General features: G+C 34.7%; 20 protein-coding genes. 9 read left to right on the top strand and 11 right to left on the bottom strand.

The annotated features are described in order from the left end of the window. The first annotated feature begins 24 nt into the window (after positions 1 to 24). Together P2W65_RS03145 and P2W65_RS03140 are read left to right on the top strand one after the other, a co-directional pair. Entirely contained in the window at positions 25 to 477 is a 453-nt protein-coding gene (locus P2W65_RS03145) for a 6-pyruvoyl trahydropterin synthase family protein (RefSeq protein ID WP_109190831.1), read from the top strand. A gap of 74 nt (positions 478 to 551) precedes the next feature. Further along, the gene (locus P2W65_RS03140) at positions 552 to 1,295 is read left to right on the top strand and encodes a UDP-2,3-diacylglucosamine diphosphatase (protein ID WP_289663497.1); all 744 of its coding nucleotides are present in this window, start codon (positions 552 to 554) and stop codon (positions 1,293 to 1,295) included. On the opposite strand, the gene P2W65_RS03135 is transcribed toward P2W65_RS03140, so the two are convergent. From P2W65_RS03135 to P2W65_RS03100, 8 genes are all read right to left on the bottom strand, one after another. After that, a complete protein-coding gene (locus P2W65_RS03135) occupies positions 1,296 to 2,507 on the bottom strand; it encodes a cytochrome c3 family protein (RefSeq protein WP_289663496.1) in 1,212 nt (403 codons plus the stop codon). Between the two features lie 83 nt (positions 2,508 to 2,590). Continuing rightward, on the bottom strand, positions 2,591 to 2,947 hold the full coding sequence (locus tag P2W65_RS03130) for a hypothetical protein (RefSeq protein WP_109190828.1): 357 nt from the start codon (positions 2,945 to 2,947) through the stop codon (positions 2,591 to 2,593). 229 nt (positions 2,948 to 3,176) lie between these two features. Further along, complete coding sequence (locus P2W65_RS03125; RefSeq protein WP_289663495.1) at positions 3,177 to 4,091, bottom strand: alpha/beta fold hydrolase; 915 nt, start codon at positions 4,089 to 4,091, stop codon at positions 3,177 to 3,179. Beyond that, complete coding sequence (locus P2W65_RS03120; RefSeq protein ID WP_289663494.1) at positions 4,092 to 5,375, bottom strand: MFS transporter; 1,284 nt, start codon at positions 5,373 to 5,375, stop codon at positions 4,092 to 4,094. Continuing rightward, positions 5,362 to 7,074: a single-stranded-DNA-specific exonuclease RecJ gene (recJ, locus tag P2W65_RS03115; protein WP_289663492.1), complete on the bottom strand. Its 1,713-nt coding sequence runs from the start codon at positions 7,072 to 7,074 to the stop codon at positions 5,362 to 5,364. Before recJ ends, P2W65_RS03120 begins: the two co-directional genes overlap by 14 nt. 338 nt (positions 7,075 to 7,412) lie before the next feature. Then, positions 7,413 to 7,757 (bottom strand): HopJ type III effector protein, encoded by a 345-nt coding sequence (locus P2W65_RS03110; protein WP_135223461.1) that lies wholly within the window; start codon positions 7,755 to 7,757, stop codon positions 7,413 to 7,415. 105 nt (positions 7,758 to 7,862) lie between these two features. Then, positions 7,863 to 8,582: a 16S rRNA (cytidine(1402)-2'-O)-methyltransferase gene (rsmI, locus tag P2W65_RS03105; RefSeq protein ID WP_289663489.1), complete on the bottom strand. Its 720-nt coding sequence runs from the start codon at positions 8,580 to 8,582 to the stop codon at positions 7,863 to 7,865. A 42-nt stretch (positions 8,583 to 8,624) separates the two neighbouring features. Further along, on the bottom strand, positions 8,625 to 9,680 hold the full coding sequence (locus P2W65_RS03100) for a DUF8457 domain-containing protein (RefSeq protein ID WP_289663487.1): 1,056 nt from the start codon (positions 9,678 to 9,680) through the stop codon (positions 8,625 to 8,627). 246 nt (positions 9,681 to 9,926) lie between these two features. Here P2W65_RS03100 and P2W65_RS03095 point away from each other — a divergent pair, with 246 nt between their 5' ends. The 7 genes from P2W65_RS03095 to P2W65_RS03065 all read left to right on the top strand — a co-directional run bounded on the left by P2W65_RS03095 (position 9,927) and on the right by P2W65_RS03065 (position 17,047). Continuing rightward, a complete protein-coding gene (locus tag P2W65_RS03095; protein WP_091494672.1) occupies positions 9,927 to 10,517 on the top strand; it encodes a thymidine kinase in 591 nt (196 codons plus the stop codon). 34 nt (positions 10,518 to 10,551) lie between these two features. Next, positions 10,552 to 10,971: a DUF8479 domain-containing protein gene (locus tag P2W65_RS03090; protein ID WP_289663486.1), complete on the top strand. Its 420-nt coding sequence runs from the start codon at positions 10,552 to 10,554 to the stop codon at positions 10,969 to 10,971. 434 nt (positions 10,972 to 11,405) lie between these two features. Further along, positions 11,406 to 12,437 carry a phage tail-like protein gene (locus P2W65_RS03085; protein ID WP_289663485.1) on the top strand — a complete coding sequence of 344 codons (1,032 nt, stop codon included), beginning with the start codon at positions 11,406 to 11,408 and terminating at the stop codon, positions 12,435 to 12,437. Between the two features lie 21 nt (positions 12,438 to 12,458). Next, positions 12,459 to 13,493, top strand: coding sequence for a phage tail-like protein (locus P2W65_RS03080; RefSeq protein ID WP_289663483.1), 1,035 nt, complete (start codon positions 12,459 to 12,461; stop codon positions 13,491 to 13,493). 72 nt (positions 13,494 to 13,565) lie between these two features. Further along, on the top strand, positions 13,566 to 14,627 hold the full coding sequence (locus P2W65_RS03075; protein ID WP_289663481.1) for a phage tail-like protein: 1,062 nt from the start codon (positions 13,566 to 13,568) through the stop codon (positions 14,625 to 14,627). Between the two features lie 362 nt (positions 14,628 to 14,989). Continuing rightward, positions 14,990 to 16,003, top strand: a complete 1,014-nt coding sequence (locus tag P2W65_RS03070) for an AraC family transcriptional regulator (RefSeq protein ID WP_289663480.1) — start codon at positions 14,990 to 14,992, stop codon at positions 16,001 to 16,003. A 39-nt stretch (positions 16,004 to 16,042) separates the two neighbouring features. Then, positions 16,043 to 17,047, top strand: a complete 1,005-nt coding sequence (locus P2W65_RS03065) for a helix-turn-helix domain-containing protein (protein WP_289663479.1) — start codon at positions 16,043 to 16,045, stop codon at positions 17,045 to 17,047. 100 nt (positions 17,048 to 17,147) lie between these two features. Here P2W65_RS03065 and rpoN read toward each other — a convergent pair whose 3' ends face one another. The 3 genes from rpoN to asnS form a co-directional block, all read right to left on the bottom strand. Continuing rightward, a complete protein-coding gene (gene rpoN / locus P2W65_RS03060; protein ID WP_289663478.1) occupies positions 17,148 to 18,608 on the bottom strand; it encodes an RNA polymerase factor sigma-54 in 1,461 nt (486 codons plus the stop codon). Positions 18,609 to 18,734: 126 nt separating this feature from the next. Then, on the bottom strand, positions 18,735 to 19,130 hold the full coding sequence (locus P2W65_RS03055; RefSeq protein ID WP_289663477.1) for a GxxExxY protein: 396 nt from the start codon (positions 19,128 to 19,130) through the stop codon (positions 18,735 to 18,737). A gap of 203 nt (positions 19,131 to 19,333) precedes the next feature. After that, positions 19,334 to 20,779 (bottom strand): asparagine--tRNA ligase, encoded by a 1,446-nt coding sequence (asnS, locus tag P2W65_RS03050; protein WP_289663476.1) that lies wholly within the window; start codon positions 20,777 to 20,779, stop codon positions 19,334 to 19,336. Positions 20,780 to 20,924 lie beyond the last annotated feature (145 nt).

Here is a 20,924-nt window from a genome sequence, read left to right as displayed (position 1 = left end):
TTGCAAGCTTAAAATTAAAAATCGATGAGTAATATCAGAATTACAAAACAATTTAGTTTCGAAACCGGTCACGCTTTGTACGGTTACGACGGAAAATGCAAGAACGTTCACGGACATAGTTATAAATTATCGGTAACGGTTATTGGCTCGCCAATTACGGATCGATCGAATGTAAAGTTCGGAATGGTGATTGATTTTTCGGATCTAAAGAAAATTGTAAAAGAAGAAATCGTCGATCAGTTCGATCATGCAACTGTTTTTAATCAAACGACTCCACATATTGAATTGGCTAATGAATTAAAAAATCGTGGACATCATGTAATTTTGGTTGATTACCAGCCAACAAGTGAAAATATGGTGGTTGATTTTGCAGAACGAATTAAAAATAGACTTCCTGCCGGAATTGCTCTTTTCTCATTAAAACTTCAGGAAACAGAATCTTCGTTTGCAGAATGGTATGCAAGTGATAATGTTTAAAATTCCAATTTTTTAAATTCCAAATCCGAAAACTCAAACGAATAACTTATAACTCTTAACTTCTAACTTTCTAGATGAAAAAAATATATTTTGCTTCAGATCAGCATTTTGGTGCGCCGACTCAGGAATTGAGTTTACCGCGCGAAAAGAAATTTGTTGCCTGGTTAGATGAGGTTAAAGAAGATGCAGAAGCCATTTTTTTGTTAGGAGATTTGTTTGATTTTTGGTTTGAATATAAAACAGTCGTTCCGAAAGGTTTTGTACGTGTTTTGGGGAAACTGGCTGAAATTCGCGACAGCGGAATTCCAATTTATTTTTTCGTCGGAAACCATGATTTATGGATGGAAGATTATTTTGAAAAAGAATTGAATATTCCCGTTTACCATGATAATAAAGAATTTACCTTTAACGGAAAAACCTTCCTAATTGGCCACGGCGATGGAAAAGGCCCTGGAGATAAAGGCTATAAAAGAATGAAAAAGGTATTTACGAATCCGTTTTCAAAATGGCTTTTTCGTTGGCTTCATCCAGATTTAGGTGTTGGTTTAGCACAATATCTATCTGTTAAAAACAAATTGATTTCTGGTGACGAAGACATTAAATTTTTAGGTGAAGATAAAGAATGGCTGATTCTATATGCCAAACGAAAGTTAGAAACCAAACATTACAATTACTTTATTTTTGGACATCGTCATTTGCCAATGATTCGTTCTGTTGGCGAAAATTCAGAATATGTAAATCTTGGGGACTGGATTGGTTACTTTACATATGGTGTTTTCGATGGAGAAAAATTTGAACTTTTAGAGTACAAGAAATAATTACTTTTTAGCACTAGGATAAATTCCGATCTTGTGCGTTCTCAAAATATAACTGGATAATTGTTTGCTGTTTGAAAGCTGGAAATTAATCGCGTTCGAAGCTTTTTTGGGCATGTGGCATTCTATGCAATTATCTGCCAATAATTTTTCAGGCATTGTTTTAAGCGTTGTTTCATTGTGTTTTAATCCCTGATGACAGCTCATACAGATTTTAGAATAAGACGCCATGTTTTTAGATGCATTTTCATGCGGATTATGACACGTAATACAATCCATTTTATTGCTGTTCATAAAACATTTACTTTGTGCCATTAACCTAAATTGGTTTCCGTGAACATCAAAAGTAGCAGTGTCATTTATACTTCGGGTTTCACGAAAGTATTCGGATAAATTATCTCCTGGTTTAAAATCAAAACGGGATTTTAATTTCATTCCATCATTTCCTGCATGGCATAAAGCACAGGCATCCAGTCTTTGTTGTCTGCTCAATGATTTAAAACTTGTAATGCTATTGGCGATTTTAATGTTAGGGTTTTTCAAATGAAAATCAACATGTTTTTTGGCTGGCCCATGACAGCGCTCACAGTCAATTCCGTACACAATCGTTTTTTTATTGATGGCATCTTCAACGTCCATAGACATGAAATTTTTGTCTTCAGAACTTTGATTAACCGTGCGCGAACTAATATTAGAACTATGACAGGCATAACAATCTTTAACCACCATTCGGTCAAAATAAGGTTTATCAGCGGGAAAACCCGGACTTGTAGCCCAATTGTTTATAGAATGATAAAATGAAACCGGTAATTCGTAAGTGTTATTATTTTTCCAGTAAACAGAGGTTTGTGCATGTTTAGTTCCAAAAACAATTTCGAATTTATATTTAGAAACTTCTTTTCCGTTTTTGTATAAAACTTGATACAAACTGTCGCCCCGTTTTTGCATGACCAATTTGGTGTCTTTATCATAAATGAAAGTATGATTTTTAGAATCGAAATCGCCTGAAACATTTCCTAAAATTGCAGGAGCAGTAGCTTTAAAATGGGAACTGTGAAGCGCCATTTCAGATTGTACTTTATGACATTGCACACAACTTTCCGAACCCGCATAATCGGTGCCGCGAGGATCTATGTATTCTTCTGATTTATTGGAACAGTTGACAAAGAAAATTGCCAAGAAAATAGTGGAGAATAGAAATACAGCTTTTTTCATTGCTGTAAATATACTTTTTTTTGATTTGAATCAAAATATATTTCAATAATGAAAAAATGTTGTTAAAATATTTAGAATGCTTCTTAATTCATTCCAACTCCGTAGATATATTCATCTAATTCGATTTTGAATAAAGAACCTTCAACTAAATCTTTAATAGATTTTAATTCGGTCATATTTACAGCCAGATCAATCGAATTACAAGGTGTTTTCAATAAGAATTTGTGGCAAGAATATTTCATTTCACAAGCTTCGCAACAAGCATTTTCAATCATACTGTCTTCAATCAAATCACAAAAAAGATTCAATTCTGCAACTGTAAAATAAAAACCTGTTTCTTTAAAAACCAGTTGTACTTTGTCTGAAATAGTCGTGTTGCGATCTTTCCAGTAAAAAGCTATCCCAAAGTTATTATGATATATCTGTTCAATTTCTCTCATCTTAATCCATTTAATTCAACAAATATAAATATTATTTATATTAATTCTAAATAAAAAAATCATAAAAAATGAAAAAAAATTGAACCACATAAGTAATATAAGTTCATATTAAAGAGATTTTTATTTTGAGAAGTATTGAATAATAAAAAAAGCCTTCCATTTTAACTGAAGGCTGATTCATAAATTTCAATATTACATGAACTTATATTACTTATATGGTTTAAAAAAGTTATTTAAGCCATTTCTTTATATTAGAAAGAAATTCTTTCTGCTGATCTACAAAAAGATAATGAGAGCAATTGTCCAGAAAAGCAAAATGATTTGCACCAGTAATATCTTTAATAGATTGAATTTGTACCGATGAAAAAATGGCATCTTGTTTTCCATAAATAGCAAAAATAGGAACGCCAGAAGTTTTGATTTTCTTTAAAATTGGTCGGACATCAATGTTATTTTGTTTTTCGTTTTGGTAGAAAAGCAAAGGCGCATTTTTGTTTCGGATATTGGTTTTATAAAATTTACCGGCTTCATAATGGGCATATAATTTTTTTGAAGCTTTGGTTGGTTTTGGCATTTTAAAATAACCTTCATCACTTGCCAAGTCAAAACAATGTTTTCTATATCCTGCAGAATGTTTATCAAGTTTTTCTACATACGCTATTTTATTTAATGTTTTAGAATCGCCGTCGTGGATTTTCTTTATAGAATTTAAAATATGATCATACGTTTCCTGCTGCGAAAATAAAGCTCCCGCCAAAACCAAAGCGCTTACTTTCTGTGGATATTTATTAGTATAAAGTGTTGCCACCAAACCTCCAAAACTATGGCTAAGTAAAACTGCCTTTTTCAAATGATACTTTGAATAGATAGAATTTAAATCCTGAAAAGCTTCTTCATAAGTAAAAGTTGCATTAGGATCTGTAGATCTTCCTTCGCCGCGACGATCGTAAGCAATAACATAAAAACCTTGGTTAGCGAGATTCTGTGCTGTTGTTCCTTCAAACAAAGTCGCATTACCGCTTGGGCCTCCGTGAATGAAAATTACAGGTTTGTTCTTCTCATTCCCGTAAGTTTTGATGTAAAGATTTTGTCCTTTTGCGAAAAGAGAAATTGTCAAGAATAAAGAAAGAAAGAATGATTTCATTTATTCTAATTTATGATGATCCTCCATATCTCTTTTCAAATCTAAATTTCTAAAGGTAGGCGATTTTAATGCAGTGAAAATTACAGTCAAAAGTGTAATACTTCCTCCAAAAACGACAGACGTTACTGTTCCCATTAATTGGGCAGTTGCGCCACTTTCAAAAGCACCAAGCTCATTTGAGGATCCTACAAAAATAGAATTTACTGCACCCACACGACCACGCATATGATCTGGAGTTTTAAGCTGTAAAATGGTTTGACGAATTACGACAGAAATTCCGTCTGCCAATCCGCTTAAAAATAAAGCAAAAACAGAAAGCCAAAAATAGGTTGATAATCCAAATAAGATAATGGATAACCCAAAAACGAATATGGCGACTAAAAGTTTTTTTCCTGCATTTTTATTTAGTGGCACATACGCAGAAGCGAGTACTGTAATAAAAGATCCTACTGCAGGAGCGGCTCTTAAAAGACCAAAACCTTCTGAACCTACTTTTAAAATGTCCTGAGCAAAAACGGGTAATAACGCTACAGCACCTCCAAAAAGTACTGCAATCATATCAAGCGATAGAGCACCTAGAATAATTTGGTTACTGAATACAAAAGTCAAACCTTCAGTAAGACTATCTTTTATAGATTCTCCAATTTTTGGATTTAAGATTGGTTTTTTACTGATTTGTGATAAGGCAATTAAAGAAAGAATGGAGAATCCGAATACCAGACACATTGACCAATGCACGCCAATCCAGTTGATTGAAAATCCTGCCAACGCCGGTCCCATTACAGCGCCGACCTGCCAAACCGAACTGCTCCAAGTTGCAGCATTTGGATATACTTTTTTAGGAATAATCAACGATAGAAGTGAAAAAATAGTGGGCCCAAGAAAGGCGCGAACCAAACCTCCAAAAAAGACTAAAGCGTAAATAGAATACAAGATTACATCTGAAGATAAACCTCCAACTATTTTGGGCCAGGTTAGTAAAAATAAACCAAAACTGACTACTGAAAAGCCTAAAATACATTTTACCAATAATCCTTTCTTTTCTCTTTGATCTACAATATGTCCGGCGAACAAAGCCATTCCCACGGCTGGAATAACTTCCATTAAACCTATAATTCCTAAAGAAAGCTTGCTTTTGGTTAAACTGTAAACTTCCCATTCAATTACAATAAACTGCATAGACCAGGCAAAAACCATTGCAAAACGCAATAATAAAAACACGTTGAATTCTCTATAACGTAATGCCTGATAGGGATCAGGTTTGTTGGATTTAATTTCTTCCATTTGTTCGAATATCTTTCAGCATAAGCTGAGTTGAAACAGTTCCATTCCATTCATTTTCGGCAATGGTGTAGGCTAGTTGAAACAGATTTTGATTTTGTGCTATGTTTAGTTTTTTTCCCAGTCCGAAACCGATAGCGGCGATTCCGTCTGTCCCGAGGCTTCGGGATTGTTTTGCAAAAAGCCTTAAATGTTCTTCTTCTGCGCCTAGCGTTTTGGCATAACCAGTGTCTTTAACATCGGTAGTCATAAAAACGGGTGTCATATTTTGTGGGCCAAAAGGTTCAAATTGTTTTAAAATCCGAATCAGTTTTGGTGTTATATCAGAAAAATTTATTTCGGCATCAATTTCGATTTCTGGAGTCCGCATTTCAGGTTTAATGGTTTCTTGAACGCATTTCTCAAAAGCTTCTTTAAAAAGCTGATAATTTTCGGCTTTTAAAGTCATTCCTGCGGCATACATATGTCCTCCAAATTGTTCCAAATGTTCTGAACATGCATCGAGAGCATTATAAACATCAAATCCTTTTACAGATCGGGCAGAAGCTGCATATTTATCGCCGCTTTTAGTAAAAACCAAAGTCGGACGATAATAAGTTTCAATTAATCTTGAAGCGACAATTCCGATAACGCCTTTGTGCCAGTCTTCCTGAAAAACGACAGTTGAAAATCGTTCTTCTTCATTGTTCTGTAAAATCTGCTGAAAAGCTTCTTTGGTTATTTTTTTATCTAAATCTTTTCGGTCGGCGTTGTATTGTTCGATTTCTGAGGCGAATTGCTGTGCTTGCTCAAAATCAAATTCGGTTAACAATTCAACAGCATGATTTCCGTGTTTGATTCTTCCTGCGGCATTAATTCGTGGCGAAATAATAAAAACAACATCGGTAATGTCTAAAACTTTCTTTTTTACCTGATGTACCAAAGCCTTTATTCCTGGTCTTGGTTCGCTATTGATTACCTTCAATCCGAAATAAGCCAAAACTCGATTCTCCCCAGTTATCGGAACAATATCGGCTGCAATTGCTGTAGCAACCAAATCCAGATACGGAACTAAATCTTCAATCGTTTCATTTCGATTTTGGCCTAAAGCCTGAATCAGTTTAAAACCGACTCCGCAACCGCATAATTCGTCATAAGGATAAGAGCAGTCTTCTCTTTTTGGATCTAGAATGGCAACGGCATCTGGTAGAAATTCTCCTGGTCTGTGGTGATCGCAGACAATAAAGTCGATGTTTTTCGCTTTCGCGTAAGCAATATGATCGATGGATTTAATACCACAATCGAGAGCGATAATTAATGAAAATCCGTTATCGTCTGCAAAGTCAATTCCTTTATAGGAAACTCCATAACCTTCGTCATAACGATCTGGAATATAAGTGGCAATATTTGGATAATGCGATTTTAAATAAGATGAAACCAAAGAAACTGCTGTTGTTCCGTCCACATCGTAATCGCCAAAAACCAAGATGTTTTCCTGGTTTTCAATCGCTTTTTCGATTCTCGCAACGGCTTTGTCCATATCTTTCATCAAATACGGATCATGCAGATGTTCTAAAGAAGGGCGAAAGAAATTCTTAGCATCATCAAAAGTTTCTATACCACGCTGAATCAAAAGTGTTGCTACAAAATCTTCTACATTTAAAGCTTGCGCCAAATGTTTGATTTTATCTTCAGAAGGTTTTGGTTTTAATGTCCAACGCATTTTTTAATTGTAGATTTTAGATCTTAGATTTCAGATTTATGAAATCGTTTAATCTTGATAGGTAATTTTTTTTTTTAACACATAGAAACATAGCTTATTGGAAACTTGAAAAAGGCGTTTCACTTGCATAAATTCACATAACTTTGACTATGTGTTAGAAACTAGTTTTCTTTCTAAATTCTTTTATTCATAAATAAAAATCTATGTTTCTATGTGTTTAATTTTTTCACGCAGATTTTGCAGATACGGCAGATTTTTTTAATCCTTTTAATCTGTGAAATCTGTGGCAAAAATATTTTGTTTTGTAAGGGCTTCGACTCCGCTCAGCCTGACATTTGTTACTTCGCTTCTAAAGCATTTCCTTCAAACTGAATTCCGTCCCAGCCTAAGTTGATGAAATTTCTAATATTTTGGTGATTAGTTCCGTTTGGATCTCCTAAAACTTCTTCAAAATAAAAGGCTCCAAAACAGGCTAAAGTTTCGTCTTTGCTTAAATTCTGCAGTTTTGCAAAAGAAAATAATTTACAAGAACCAGAATTTTCTCCTGCAGCATTGTGCTGTGTTCCATTTTGAAAAGCGGTTGGTGTAAAATTGTAATTTTCTTCGATTACGGCAATAGTTTCAGGAAATGTGATTTGTGTTGGAGTTTGTTTTACTTTTTCTAAAAAGGCTTGAATGCTCATGATTATAGTTTGATTTTTTTTTGCCACGAATTCACGAATTAATTTTGTGCTAAACTTTATAATTAACCTGTGTTAATCCTTTCAATCTGTGACTGAAATAATTATTTATTCTTCTTCATCCTTAGAAAATTTACTTTTCTTAGGTTCTTTTGTTATGGTTTTTCCAGCAACGACAACGACGATTTCGCCACGTGGAGCTGTTTTTTCAAAATTCGCCAAAACTTCTTTTGCTGTTCCGCGTACATTTTCTTCGTGTAATTTTGATAATTCTCTCGAAACGCAGACTTGTCTGTCTTCACCAAAATATTGTACAAATTCGGCTAAAGTTTTAACGAGTTTGTGTGGCGAAACGTATAAAATCATTGTTCGGGTTTCTTCGGCCAAAGTCAAGAAACGAGTCTGGCGACCTTTTTTATCAGGCAGAAATCCTTCAAAAACAAATTTGTCGTTTGGTAGTCCGCTGTTTACAAGTGCGGGAACAAAAGCCGTTGCACCAGGAAGACATTCAACATCAATTTTATTTTCAACACAGGCTCTTGTCAATAAAAATCCGGGATCAGAAATTGCCGGAGTTCCTGCGTCTGAAATCAAAGCGATAGTTTCGCCTGCTTTTAATCTTGCAATTAGATTTTCGGTAGTTTTGTGTTCATTGTGCATATGATGGCTGTGCATGTGCGTGCCAATTTCAAAATGCTTTAATAGTTTGCCACTTGTGCGGGTATCTTCGGCCAAAATCAAATCGACTTCTTTCAAAACCCGAATGGCTCTAAAAGTCATGTCTTCAAGATTGCCAATTGGCGTTGGAACGATATATAATTTTGACATAGTTGTTTATTCGTAAAATGTAAGCTGTAAAAAGTGGAATGTTTATGCGAATTTCTTTTCTATAATTCCCATAAAACGTTCCGCATAATCTTCTTTCCCTTCCCAATTATTGTAATCAGGTTTTACCATGTTTTCGATAAATTCTTTTGCTTCACTGTAAGAATCAAAAGTCATTAATTGGTTTAAAACACGAATGTAATCTTCCGTGCTGTTTCCGAAAAGATTTTTGGTAAACGCAATTCTGTCATTTAAGTCAATATGAAATCCGCGAGATAGTTTTTCGTTTAGGCTAACTGCTTTTGGTTGAGATGGAGTTTCAAGAATAGCAGTTTCTACTTTTTTAGGCTCCTTAAAATCATTAATTGATGGTGTTGAAACAGGAGGTACAGCTTCAAAACTGTCTACTTTTACAAACTGCGCATCAGCATAATTAATTCCGAAATCTTCAAACAAAATAGTTGGAGCAGTAGAAGTGTTTGTTTTTGGTCCTTCCTTAATTTCCTCTTTAGCTTCTTCTTGAATTTCTTGTGTATCTAATTCAAATGCAGGTTTGAAATCTGGAATTGGTTTTAAATCGCTAACCGTTGTAAATGAAAGTTCTTCAATAGTATTTTTAGATTCATCAACTTTTTCAATTTCTTTTTCAGCTTCTGGTTCAATAATTTCAGCAACAATTGGTTCAGTTACTTCAACAACGGTTTCTTCAATAATTGCTTCAGGAGTTTCTTCGATTACAGGTTCAGCAGCTTCAACAATTTCTACTGGTTTTTCTTCTAAAATTTCTGGTTCAGCAGTTTCTTCCAGTAAAATCACTTCTTCGGTAGCAGGAACTTCTTCAACAATTGCTGCTTCTAGTTCAATTACAGTTGGAGTTATTTCTTCTTCTTTACTGAAAATAGTTTCCAATTCATTAGTAATATCCGCTTGTCCGATAGTTGGTTTTGCAGCGTCAAAATTTTCTTCTACAAATTTTAAAACCGCTAATTTTTCATATAATTTCTGAGTTTCAAGATACAATTGATTGATATCGGATTTGTTTTTAAGCTTTAAAATTCGATGAGCAATGCTGATTAAATCGGCTTCCAATTTTTTTTTCATAACTGTTGAAATTATAGTGAATACGGTATTTTAGTGTATTTAATGTCTGAATGTCTTTATTCTTAAATAAATCTGGGAGATCTTTTAAAGATATTTTTTATTTCTGTTAATAAGCGTTTGCCGATCTCCGTTTTGATAAAAATTTTCTACTTTTGAAAAAATGTAAAACAACACATTTTTACGTCGATTTATTACCAGTACAAAGTAATAAAAACTTATTCATTTTAAAAGGCTGAAAAATACAAAATGTTTCTCGAAAATACAGTAAATCACAAAGAACAATTTGGTTGGATTGAAGTTATTTGTGGATCAATGTTTTCGGGTAAAACCGAAGAGTTAATCCGCAGATTAAAGCGTGCGCAGTTTGCCAAACAACGAGTTGAAATTTTTAAACCCGCGATAGATACCCGTTATCATGATGAAATGGTAGTGTCTCACGATTCTAATGAGATTCGTTCTACACCAGTTCCAGCAGCTGCTAATATTTTAATTTTAGCACAAGGCTGTGATGTAATCGGAATTGATGAAGCGCAGTTTTTTGATGATGAAATTATCACAGTCTGTAATGATTTAGCCAATCAGGGAATTCGTGTAATTGTTGCCGGTTTGGATATGGATTTTAAAGGAAATCCGTTTGGGCCAATGCCGGGACTCATGGCTACTGCAGAATATGTAACCAAAGTGCATGCGGTTTGCACCAGAACAGGAAATTTAGCTAATTACAGTTTTAGAAAAACAGATAATGATAAACTGGTGATGCTGGGAGAAACTGAAGAATACGAACCACTTAGCCGTGCAGCGTATTTTAAAGCAATGAAAAAAAATCAAGAAAAATAACTTCTGGATTTAAATCTTGTTAAGAAAACAAAATATGAGAAAGTCAAATATTTTATTGTTAGTTGTTATTGGAGTTGCACTTGCTGTGGCAGTTTATTTTCAATTCTTCCTTACTGAAGAAGCAAAAGAAACAAATACTGAAATAACAGAATTAGTCACAAAATATAATAAAAACTGTCCGCTGACCATTCAGGAAGGCATTCGTTTAGACAGTGTCAGCTTAACTGAAGAAAGAACGGTTCAATACAATTTAACTTTAATGAATGTAGTACAAGAAACTGCAGAAACGGATGTAATTATGGAAGAAATTGAAAAGAGTCTTTTAAGTACTGCAAAATCAAATCCCGGACTTCAGGTTTTTAGAGATAATGATTATACGCTGAATTATAGTTATAGTGATAAAAAGAAAGTGTATTTATTTACGATAAAAATACTGCCTGATCAGTATAAGTAATAGAATATTCAAAAACAGGAAACCCGACAGATTTTCAAATCTGTCGGGTTTCCTGTTTTTATGACTTTTTGAAACAATCCAGTAAAGGCTAAAATTGATTTTTACAATCCTGCTTCAAGGATATATTTTTATTTTAAAAGCGACTTGTTTTACGTTTTTAGAACAATTAATTACCAAAAAAGTATTTTTTATTAGTGATAAACTTGCTAATTTCTGGTATTTCTTACAATTGAGATATTCTCAATGCTGTTTAATGAGGCCTAGGTGCAAAATTTTCAATTACTGAAAGATGACAATTTTAAAATAAATACTGCTATGCTTCTCCGTTGTCATCAAAGTAATTTTGTACCAGAAAAATTAATTGCTTAAATCGTAACTAATTGTTTAGTAGTTATATATGATTTTAGAAGCAAAGTGTTAAATAATAGAAGACAATGAGAAGAATGATTTTAACCATTTTGCTTGGTACAATGCTATTTTGTAAAACATTGTATGCACAAGTGGGAATTGTAACCAACAATCCGCATAAATCCGCAGTACTAGATATGACAGGTCTAGATAATAAAGGATTTCTACTTCCAAATGTAAGCCTGGTAGCACTGGATAATCCTGCTCCGATAGTAAACAACGCACCCGAAACCGGACTGATGGTATATAATGATAATGCTACCTTAACAGGTTTAAATGGTCAGCCAGGTGGAGCGGGATTTTATTACTGGGACAGTGTAAAATGGTGCCGTATGCTAATACCAGAAAACGTAGTTGGAGATAATCTGGGTAACCATACAGCCACAAGTACTTTACAAATGTCAAATAATAGTATTCAGAACATTAATAAAACATCTACAAAAACTGAATCTATAGCAAAAGGCACTGATGGATTATTGCCAAGAGCAGGTTATGTAGCTACTTCTGCAGATACTGCTGGTAATATTGTTTGGAAACCTGCGCCTTATACGGTAGCCAAAGATGAATTTGCTTTTTATAAGGAAAGTACTGGTGCGGTGAGTATTGTAGGTCAAAAATCTGCAGCCTTTCCAATCCCCAATCTGGATAATTTCACTTATACGGCTACGGGTTCAGGGACACTTATGCTAGAAGGTGTTTTCTACGGCCAAATAGAAAGTATTGCGAGTGCGGCGAGTTCCACGGCTGATTGTTTAGCTCGTGTGGCTGTTTATAATGGCGCTACACTGGTTGACGAGATGTACACCTATTCTAAGGTCGTTGCTTTTTCAACAAATAAGTTCCCGGCAAAAATGGTACTACAGTTACTGATTCCTGTAGTTAAAGGAACAACTTACACTATTAAAATAAGTGGTCTAACTAATTCTACAACCATGCCACTTGGGATTGATTTGCCAGTTTCAATAGGTACACTTACTACAGTTGGTGGAGCGACTATCAATTCTTATATTATGGGAACTCTGCTGGGTCTGACACCTTTACCAGACGAATTTAATTAGGTTGAATAGAAAAAAATAACAATGAAAAAAATTATAATATACGTTCTCTTTCCTATATGGTTTTTTGGGAATACAGCTTTAGCACAAGTTGGTACGACGAATAACTCGCCCGACAAAACTGCAATTTTAGATTTGCGAACGTCTTTATCTGGCGGAGCTGTTGCCAATAAAGGATTGCTCATCCCACAGGTTAGTTTGGTTAGTTTAACAAGTACATTGCCTATTGCTGTTACGCCGGCTACGAGTCTGCTGGTATATAATACTAATGCAACTATAACAGGTGGTAAAGGTTATTATTACTGGGAAAACAACACTTGGAAGAAACTGACTAATCAAGATGATTTGACAGGTGATGATTTAGGAAATCATACTGCGACAACAAATTTGAATATGTCTGGTTTTGATATTACTCAAGCTAATAAAACATCGACCCAAACCGAAGCCATTGCCTTGGGTACAGATGGTATCGCTCCTCAGCCTGGTAACGTGGCTACGGCAGCTGATACTCAGGGTAATATACTATGGAAGCCATTACCTAAGATAGAAGCAAACGCAACCGGTATCTTTGTAGCATATAGTAGTGGTGCTTCTGTTTCTACAGGTACGTTAAATGCTTGGATAACCGTGCCAGGTTTGTCCGGTTTGATGTATACACCATCAAAAAATGGTTATGTTATCATAAAAGCAACCGTTTTTATAGCTATGAGTGATATAACTAGCCCAGGAATAGCTACGGCAATGTTTCAATCAGGGCTGCGCTTTACGGCACGTACTGGTGGTACGCCCATTGCTGACCCAAGAGGTTCAGTAGTGACTTATGGTGAAATACATGGTAGTTCAACCGTTAGTACGTCCGGTTCAGGTAAAAACCCTGTTGGTCTGGTTATTTTTACACAGTTCCCGGTTACTGCAGGAACTACTTATAACTTTACTATGGAAACTGCTGATTTGTATAAGTACAATAATAACAGTGGTACTAGCAAAGCAGGAAGTTTTATAGACTATGGAGGTACGCCTCTTACTTCTTATGTACTGGGGACATTCATGGCCAATTAAATAAATATATTGATAAATAGACAGTGATTTTTCAAGTTTCTACCAGTGGAAAATAACATCAAAAAAATAAAAATGAAAAGATTACATAATATAACCGTTTTTTTATTGCTATTAGTATTTTGCAATAACAACGTTTTTGCCCAGATAGGAATGATGGGAAATAACCCATCTTCTTCAGCTGTATTGGATATGAGAGAAGGTGCTTCGCAAAAAGGATTACTAATTCCGCAGGTTAGTCTAAGCGATTTAAACTCAGGCAATCCTATTGTTACCGGTTCGCCCGCTACGAGTTTATTAGTTTTTAATACCAATCCAAGTGTTGCAGGAGGTTCAGGTACAGGTTATTATTACTGGGATGGTATCAAATGGCAGCGACTTGTTGCGGGAACAACCGGCAATAAATCTGATAATTTGGGCAATCACACTGCAACGCAGTCATTAAATATGGCAAACAATAACATTAACAATGCCAATAAATTATCAACTTTTACCAGCTCAATTGCAAAAGGGGTAGATGGAAGTACTCCTCAGACAGGAAGTGTGTTAACCGCTGGTGATGTTTCAGGCAATGCCAACTGGGTAATGCCTGCTTTTCAGCGTACTTTTTTTTGGAAAGCGGCCAGGGGTACATTTTATATTGATCTCGGTACACCGGCTCTCTATCCATACTTTAATGGCATGTCGTACACTGCCCCAGCAGATGGAACGCTCGATGTACAAATGATTATTTTTGGTTCTTATTGGATGGCTAATCCTGTCAACAATTATGAATATGGTAATCTTTCTGTTACGCTTCAGCCTTTGGAAAATGGAGTTCCGATTGCAAGCAGTGCTGTAACAACGGCAGCTAGTCCATCTGCTGTTGGTGTAGCTGGCGTCGGCACTGTAGTAGGTACGAAGGATTGTCTTTGGTTGAGTACAAGGTTCAGGGTTGTTAAAGGGGCTGTTTATACATTTAAGATAACCGGTAAAAATGGTGCGGGTTACCCAGCTGATACAAACACATACCAAGCTACACTTGGTAGCGCTGCAACGGTTAATCCACCGGAAGATTCAGATGGCAGGGCCTATCCTTCTCTTTCAGGAGTTTTCCATGTAGATGAAGGTGGTTCAATAATAATTTGGAATGATTAAAATATTTTTAAAGTTTTCCAAGCACATATTTTTATTATTTGACGCAAAGAATAAGACATTTACAATGCATAAAAAACAAATGGCTTTAATACAGCAATTTAGTGGTTAATGATTTTGCTTATAGAAAATATCTTTTATATGTATTAGAATAAAACTGCTTAGCTAGCTCAAATATTTTTTTTGTAATTTTATGTATAAATACCTAATTAGAAGGTGTTTAATTGAATAGTGTTGTGTTGATGTTTGTTTTGCACAGAATCTGAAAACTGTTTTTTTAAATCATTTTTATCCTTTGGTCATTGCACCGTTGACTTGCTATTTGCATTTAAACAAAAAAATGTTAGATCGTTATACAAATTTCTATGTTAAACGTAAAGTACAATTTAACCACATGCAGCAGCTACCTTACTGATATGGCGGCGGGCTTTAACGCGGTATCCTCACAAAAAGTTGAAATAAAAAATAATCAGTTCGTTTTTCCTAAATCGGTCGGAGAAGGAACTTTTGCTTGTTATGATGTTGATACAGGACTAGCGGTGGTAATTATGGATTGTATATTTTTTGATGATGTAAACTTTATACGCCTTCCAGCAGAAATTAATTATTTCCACGCCATGAGTTTTAACCTTACTAATTTTTCTTTCATGGTAAATAAAGATGGAAAGGAAAAACAGCTTGAAGGGGAGAGCTGGAGGAATAAAATATTTTATAGTACATCTAAAACAGAACTTTCATGGATTGCTCCTGCAACTATTCCTATCAGGATGGTGGTGCTATTGCTGTCAAGAGAATGGGTAATCAATAAATACCGTCTTAAAAAACAACAAAGTCATATACCCTATCAAAAAGAATTGTTGGAAGATGTGCCATTACAGTTTACATTGGACTTAGACCTTGAAACGGTAATGTTGACACAAGAAATTATTACAAGTACACCTCCTGATTTTCTCGTAAAACTTTTTTATAAAGGTTATGCTAAACGTTTGATTGCACTGGCATTAGAAAGAGAAGCAGGATATTCCAATTCTATAGGAACATTAAAATACCATGATGTGCTTACTATTATTGATGCAAAAAAAAGTATAGAAGACCATTTGGAACGGCCAATTCCTATTTTAGACGATTTAGCGAAGAACTGCAGTATGAGTTCATCAAAATTTGCTAATATGTTTAAAGCGATGTATGTTAAAAGTTATCTGCAGTTTTTTCAGGAGTTGAAAATGGAGAAAGCAGCCGAATTGTTAAAGAAAAATTTTGAGATTGTTGATGTAGCAAAATCTGTTGGTTTTGTAAATCAGAGTCATTTTACGAAAGTGTTTAAAGAGTATTTTAGAATGCCTCCAAAAGCGTATCGTGATGCTGCAGTGAAACACTAATTTTTTCTGTACAGGAAAAGGTTGTAAGTTCAATAAATTATGATAGAAGTCGAATATTATTTTAATACCTCAAGTCAGTGGGCGAAAGATTTGGCTAATTCTTTCAGTAAAAGGATTGGAACTGAAGTATCTTTTAAAGACAACAAACTGATTTTTCCATCTTCTGTAGCCATCGGAAGATATGAATATTATGAATTGAGTGAGAATTTAGGAATGTTGTGCGTAGATATTGTGTTTAAGGATGAAGTGCTGTTACATAAAAAGCAATTAATTGGAAATGATTATTATGGCCTTGCTTTTGATGTAAGCGAACATAATGTTAAAGTAACACAGTCCGATGGCAAAAAGGTCAATATTCTGGATGAACTTGTAAAACCTGTAGTGTTAAGTTCTCACGCTTTTGATTCTGCTGTTTTATTTCATAAAAATGTACCCGTTCGTTATGTACAGATTTTTGGTCATAGAAGTTGGGGAATAAAAAACCTAACAGAACCTATACCCTTAGAGCTTACAAGATTTAAAGAGTTTGCTAATGCTCTGCCAATGCATGCCATTGCTAATTTTGATAATAAAAGTTATGACTTGGTCAATGAAATATTAGAACTAGATACGACAAGAGTAAATTTAATACAATTGCTTGAAGGATATGCCTGTCAGTTAATAGCATTATTCTTCAATAATCTAAGAGACGAATATGCCGACACGAAAAATTCTGTTTCACCGGATGCCATGCGTATTATTGAACTTAAAGAAATACAGGAACAAAACCTTACAAATGTATTAACACTTTCCAAAGCTGCAATCTCCTGTTTTATGAGCACCTCTAAATTCGCATCAATGTTTCAAACATTATTCAAAGAGAATTATGGAGAGTATTTTATCCGTAAGAAAATGGAGAGAGCAAAAGATTTTTTAAACGATGGGTATAGTGTGAGCGATACAGCATCAACACTAGGATATAACAATATAGGCTATTTTGCCCAAACGTTTAAAAAGTATTTTAATATTTTGCCTGGAGAATATAAAAGGTCGAGAAAAGAATAAATGTAAAAATGATTGCTAAATAGAAAACCCGACAGTTTTTAACTTGTCGGGTTTTCTATTTTAAATGAACTTATATTCTTTATATGGTTTATAAAAAAAATTAAATCTTCTTTCGCATTCTTGCTACCGGAATATCAAGCTGTTCACGATATTTTGCAATAGTTCTTCGGGCAATGGGATACCCTTTTTCTTTTAAGATTTCGGCCAATTGATCATCTGGAAGCGGTTTCTTTTTGTCTTCTTCTTCAATGGTATTCTTAAGAATTTTTTTGATTTCTAAAGTCGAAACATCTTCTCCCTGATCGTTTTTCATCGCTTCAGAGAAAAACTCTTTAATCAGTTTTGTTCCGTATGGCGTTTCCACATATTTACTGTTGGCTACACGCGAAATTGTTGAAATATCCAAACCAACCATATCCGCAATATCTTTTAAGATCATTGGTTTTAGCTTGGTTTCATCGCCGTCTAAGAAATATTCTTCCTGATAATGCATAATCGCATTCATTGTTACAAATAAAGTCTCCTGACGCTGTCTAATCGCGTCGATAAACCATTTAGCCGAATCCAATTTCTGTTTGATAAACTGAACGGCATCTTTCTGCGCTGTCGATTTATCTTTAGATTCCTTATACGTCTGCATCATTTCCTGATAATCTTTAGAAACGTGCAGAGAAGGAGCATTTCTTCCGTTTAAAGTCAGTTCCAATTCGCCGTCCACAATTCTGATCGCGAAGTCTGGAACTACATTTTCAGTAACTTTATTATTTCCAGCAAAAGATCCTCCCGGTTTTGGGTTCAGTCTTTCAATTTCGTGAATGGCTTTTTTCAGCTGTTCGTTTGAAACACTGTATTTCTGTAAAAGTTTGTCGTAATGTTTCTTCGTAAAAGCATCAAACTGATTTTCGATAATGTCAATCGCTAAATCAACATATTCAGTTGGTGTTTTATGTTTTAATTGAAGCAGTAAACATTCTTGTAAATCGCGTGCTCCAACTCCCGAAGGTTCTAATTCATGAATCACGGTCATCATTTTCTCGACCATAGCCTCATCAGTATAAATTCCCTGAGTAAAAGCCATGTCATCTACAATATCCGGAATACTTCTTCGAATGTAACCCATATCATCAATACTTCCAACAAGGAACTCAGCAATTTCCCGCTCTTCATCGTTTAAAATAAAAGTATTCAGTTGATTGATTAAGTCCTGATGAAAACTGATTGGAGCCGCAAAAGGAGTTTCGCGCTCTTCGTCATCACTATAATTATTCACCTGAGTTTTGTAATCAGGCGTATCGTCGTCGCTTAGATATTCGTCAATGTTAATGTCGTCTGCTTCAATTCTGTCAGATTCATTATCATCATAATCGTCGTATTCGTCATTAGCATATTCATCGGCTTCGTATTCGTCTTCTTTACCCGCTTCCAAAGCTGGGTTTTCGTTCATTTCTTCCAATAAACGCTGTTCAAAAGCTTGCGTAGGCAATTGAATTAACTTCATCAGCTGGATTTGCTGTGGAGATAATTTTTGGGATAATTTTAAATTTAAAAATTGCTTTAGCATAGTTAAGGCGCTATTTTTTAGCCACTAAGGCGCAAAGGCTGTAAGTTTTTTTATTTCTTGTGTTTTTTTATGCCACTAAGGCGCTAAGACACAAAGTTTTTTGTTTACTTTATTTCGCTGAAAAATTTAAAATACTCTTTTTGTATTTATAAATCTTCTGATGCCACTCTTTATTAAAGGAACATTGAAATTGATTAAAAAGCCTAAATCTTTGTCTAGTAATTTTAACTGACTAATAATTTGTGCTTCCCAAACTGGATTCATTTGTTCGACTGCTTTTATTTCTATAATTATAGAATCTTCAATCAGTAAATCTAGTCTTAATCCTTCACTAAATTCAATTCCGTCATAAAAGATCGGAATATCAACTTGGCGTTTTACATCAAGACCAGCTTTTGCAATTTCATGAGCTAGACAAACTTCATAAACTCTTTCTAATAATCCCGGTCCAAGTTGTTTGTGAACTTTGAATGCTGCGTTTACAATTATTTTTCCAATTTCTTCAGTTCTTTCAGAGAGCATATTTTTTTATGGTTTTGCCACGAAGGCGCAAAGGCACAAAGTTTTTTTAAGTTTTTAAATCTTTATCTTCATTGAAAAATAAAATAATACTTGTGAATTTGTGTCTTCGTGGTATTATTTTAATTTTTTTGAGTCTTTAATTCAGTTAGTTTAAAAATAAACTTAGCGTCTTTGTGCCTTCGTGGCAAAAAAAACCTTGGGTCTTAGAATTCCGCGCTACCCGGAGTTCTTGGGAAAGGAATTACGTCTCTAATGTTTGTCATACCTGTAACAAACAATACCAAACGCTCAAATCCTAAACCGAAACCTGCGTGAGTCGCTGAACCAAATCTTCTGGTGTCTAAATACCAGTATAATTCTTCTTCGTCGATTTGTAAAGCTTTCATTTTTTCAACCAAAACATCGTAGCGCTCTTCTCTTTCAGAACCACCAACGATTTCTCCAATTCCAGGGAAAAGGATGTCCATAGCACGAACAGTTTCTCTTCCTGGTTCTGTGTTATCGTTCAAACGCATGTAAAACGCTTTAATGTTTGCAGGGTAATCAAATAAAATTACAGGACATTTAAAGTGTTTTTCTACTAAATAACGCTCGTGTTCTGACTGTAAATCAGCTCCCCATTCGTTGATTAAATATTGGAATTTCTTCTTTTTATTTGGAGTTGAATCTCTTAAAATGTCAATAGCTTCTGTATAAGAAACACGTTTGAAGTTGTTATCTAAAACAAAGTTCAATTTTTCTAACAACGCCATTTCGCTTCTCTCAGCCTGTGGTTTTGATTTTTCTTCTTCTAAAAGTCTTCCTTCTAAGAATTTCAAATCATCACCACAATTGTCTAAAGCATATTTAATTACGTATTGAATAAAATCTTCAGCCAAATCCATGTTGTCATCAAGGTTGTTGAAAGCAACTTCAGGTTCGATCATCCAAAATTCAGCCAAGTGACGAGAAGTGTTTGAGTTTTCTGCTCTAAAAGTTGGTCCAAACGTATAAATCTGACCCAAAGCCATTGCAAAAGTTTCTCCTTCTAATTGTCCAGAAACCGTTAAGTTGGTATGTTTTCCAAAGAAATCTTTTTTGAAATCAATGTTTCCTTCTTCATTTTTTGGTAGATTATCCAATGGTAATGAAGTCACTTGGAACATTTCTCCAGCACCTTCAGCATCAGCTCCAGTGATAATAGGCGTGTTTACATACACAAATCCTTTTTCTTGAAAATATTTGTGAACCGCAAATGACAATACCGAACGCACACGCATAATCGCACCAAAAGCGTTTGTACGTACACGCAGGTGAGCGTTTTCACGTAAAAACTCTAAAGAGTGTTTTTTAGGCTGCATTGGGAATTTCTCTGCATCAGAATCTCCAAGGATTTCAAGTTTGTTCACCTGAATTTCGTATTTCTGACCCGCACCTTTACTTTCAACCAAAGTTCCAATTACAGAAACCGCAGCTCCAGTCGTGATTCTTTTTAAAGTTTCTTCTGGCGTATTTTCAAAATCAACAACACATTGAATATTATTAATTGTAGAACCGTCATTAAGCGCGATGAACTGATTATTTCTAAAAGTTCTCACCCATCCTTTTGCATTCACTTCCTGTAGCGTCGTCGTACTGTTTAATAAGTCTTTAACCTTTGTGTGTCTCATTTTAATTTTAGATTTATAGATTGCTGATTTTACATCAAAATAAAACCAGTGTTTTTTATATCGAATTGCAAATATAAACGATAATAATTAATTTTTGAAGCTGTTTCCTGCTCTTCGCTGTATCTTTCTATTTTTAAAGAAAAAA

Source organism: Flavobacterium panacagri (assembly GCF_030378165.1).
GTDB lineage: Bacteria > Bacteroidota > Bacteroidia > Flavobacteriales > Flavobacteriaceae > Flavobacterium > Flavobacterium panacagri.
This window is presented reverse-complemented; position numbering and strand designations above follow the sequence as displayed.

Coding starts and splice junctions, on each gene's coding strand:
- P2W65_RS03145 (WP_109190831.1), top strand. CDS start 25: ATGAGTAATATCAGAATTACAAAACAATTTAGTTTCGAAACCGGTCAC.
- P2W65_RS03140 (WP_289663497.1), top strand. CDS start 552: ATGAAAAAAATATATTTTGCTTCAGATCAGCATTTTGGTGCGCCGACT.
- P2W65_RS03135 (WP_289663496.1), bottom strand. CDS start 2,507: ATGAAAAAAGCTGTATTTCTATTCTCCACTATTTTCTTGGCAATTTTC.
- P2W65_RS03130 (WP_109190828.1), bottom strand. CDS start 2,947: ATGAGAGAAATTGAACAGATATATCATAATAACTTTGGGATAGCTTTT.
- P2W65_RS03125 (WP_289663495.1), bottom strand. CDS start 4,091: ATGAAATCATTCTTTCTTTCTTTATTCTTGACAATTTCTCTTTTCGCA.
- P2W65_RS03120 (WP_289663494.1), bottom strand. CDS start 5,375: ATGGAAGAAATTAAATCCAACAAACCTGATCCCTATCAGGCATTACGT.
- recJ (WP_289663492.1), bottom strand. CDS start 7,074: ATGCGTTGGACATTAAAACCAAAACCTTCTGAAGATAAAATCAAACAT.
- P2W65_RS03110 (WP_135223461.1), bottom strand. CDS start 7,757: ATGAGCATTCAAGCCTTTTTAGAAAAAGTAAAACAAACTCCAACACAA.
- rsmI (WP_289663489.1), bottom strand. CDS start 8,582: ATGTCAAAATTATATATCGTTCCAACGCCAATTGGCAATCTTGAAGAC.
- P2W65_RS03100 (WP_289663487.1), bottom strand. CDS start 9,680: ATGAAAAAAAAATTGGAAGCCGATTTAATCAGCATTGCTCATCGAATT.
- P2W65_RS03095 (WP_091494672.1), top strand. CDS start 9,927: ATGTTTCTCGAAAATACAGTAAATCACAAAGAACAATTTGGTTGGATT.
- P2W65_RS03090 (WP_289663486.1), top strand. CDS start 10,552: ATGAGAAAGTCAAATATTTTATTGTTAGTTGTTATTGGAGTTGCACTT.
- P2W65_RS03085 (WP_289663485.1), top strand. CDS start 11,406: ATGAGAAGAATGATTTTAACCATTTTGCTTGGTACAATGCTATTTTGT.
- P2W65_RS03080 (WP_289663483.1), top strand. CDS start 12,459: ATGAAAAAAATTATAATATACGTTCTCTTTCCTATATGGTTTTTTGGG.
- P2W65_RS03075 (WP_289663481.1), top strand. CDS start 13,566: ATGAAAAGATTACATAATATAACCGTTTTTTTATTGCTATTAGTATTT.
- P2W65_RS03070 (WP_289663480.1), top strand. CDS start 14,990: ATGTTAAACGTAAAGTACAATTTAACCACATGCAGCAGCTACCTTACT.
- P2W65_RS03065 (WP_289663479.1), top strand. CDS start 16,043: ATGATAGAAGTCGAATATTATTTTAATACCTCAAGTCAGTGGGCGAAA.
- rpoN (WP_289663478.1), bottom strand. CDS start 18,608: ATGCTAAAGCAATTTTTAAATTTAAAATTATCCCAAAAATTATCTCCA.
- P2W65_RS03055 (WP_289663477.1), bottom strand. CDS start 19,130: ATGCTCTCTGAAAGAACTGAAGAAATTGGAAAAATAATTGTAAACGCA.
- asnS (WP_289663476.1), bottom strand. CDS start 20,779: ATGAGACACACAAAGGTTAAAGACTTATTAAACAGTACGACGACGCTA.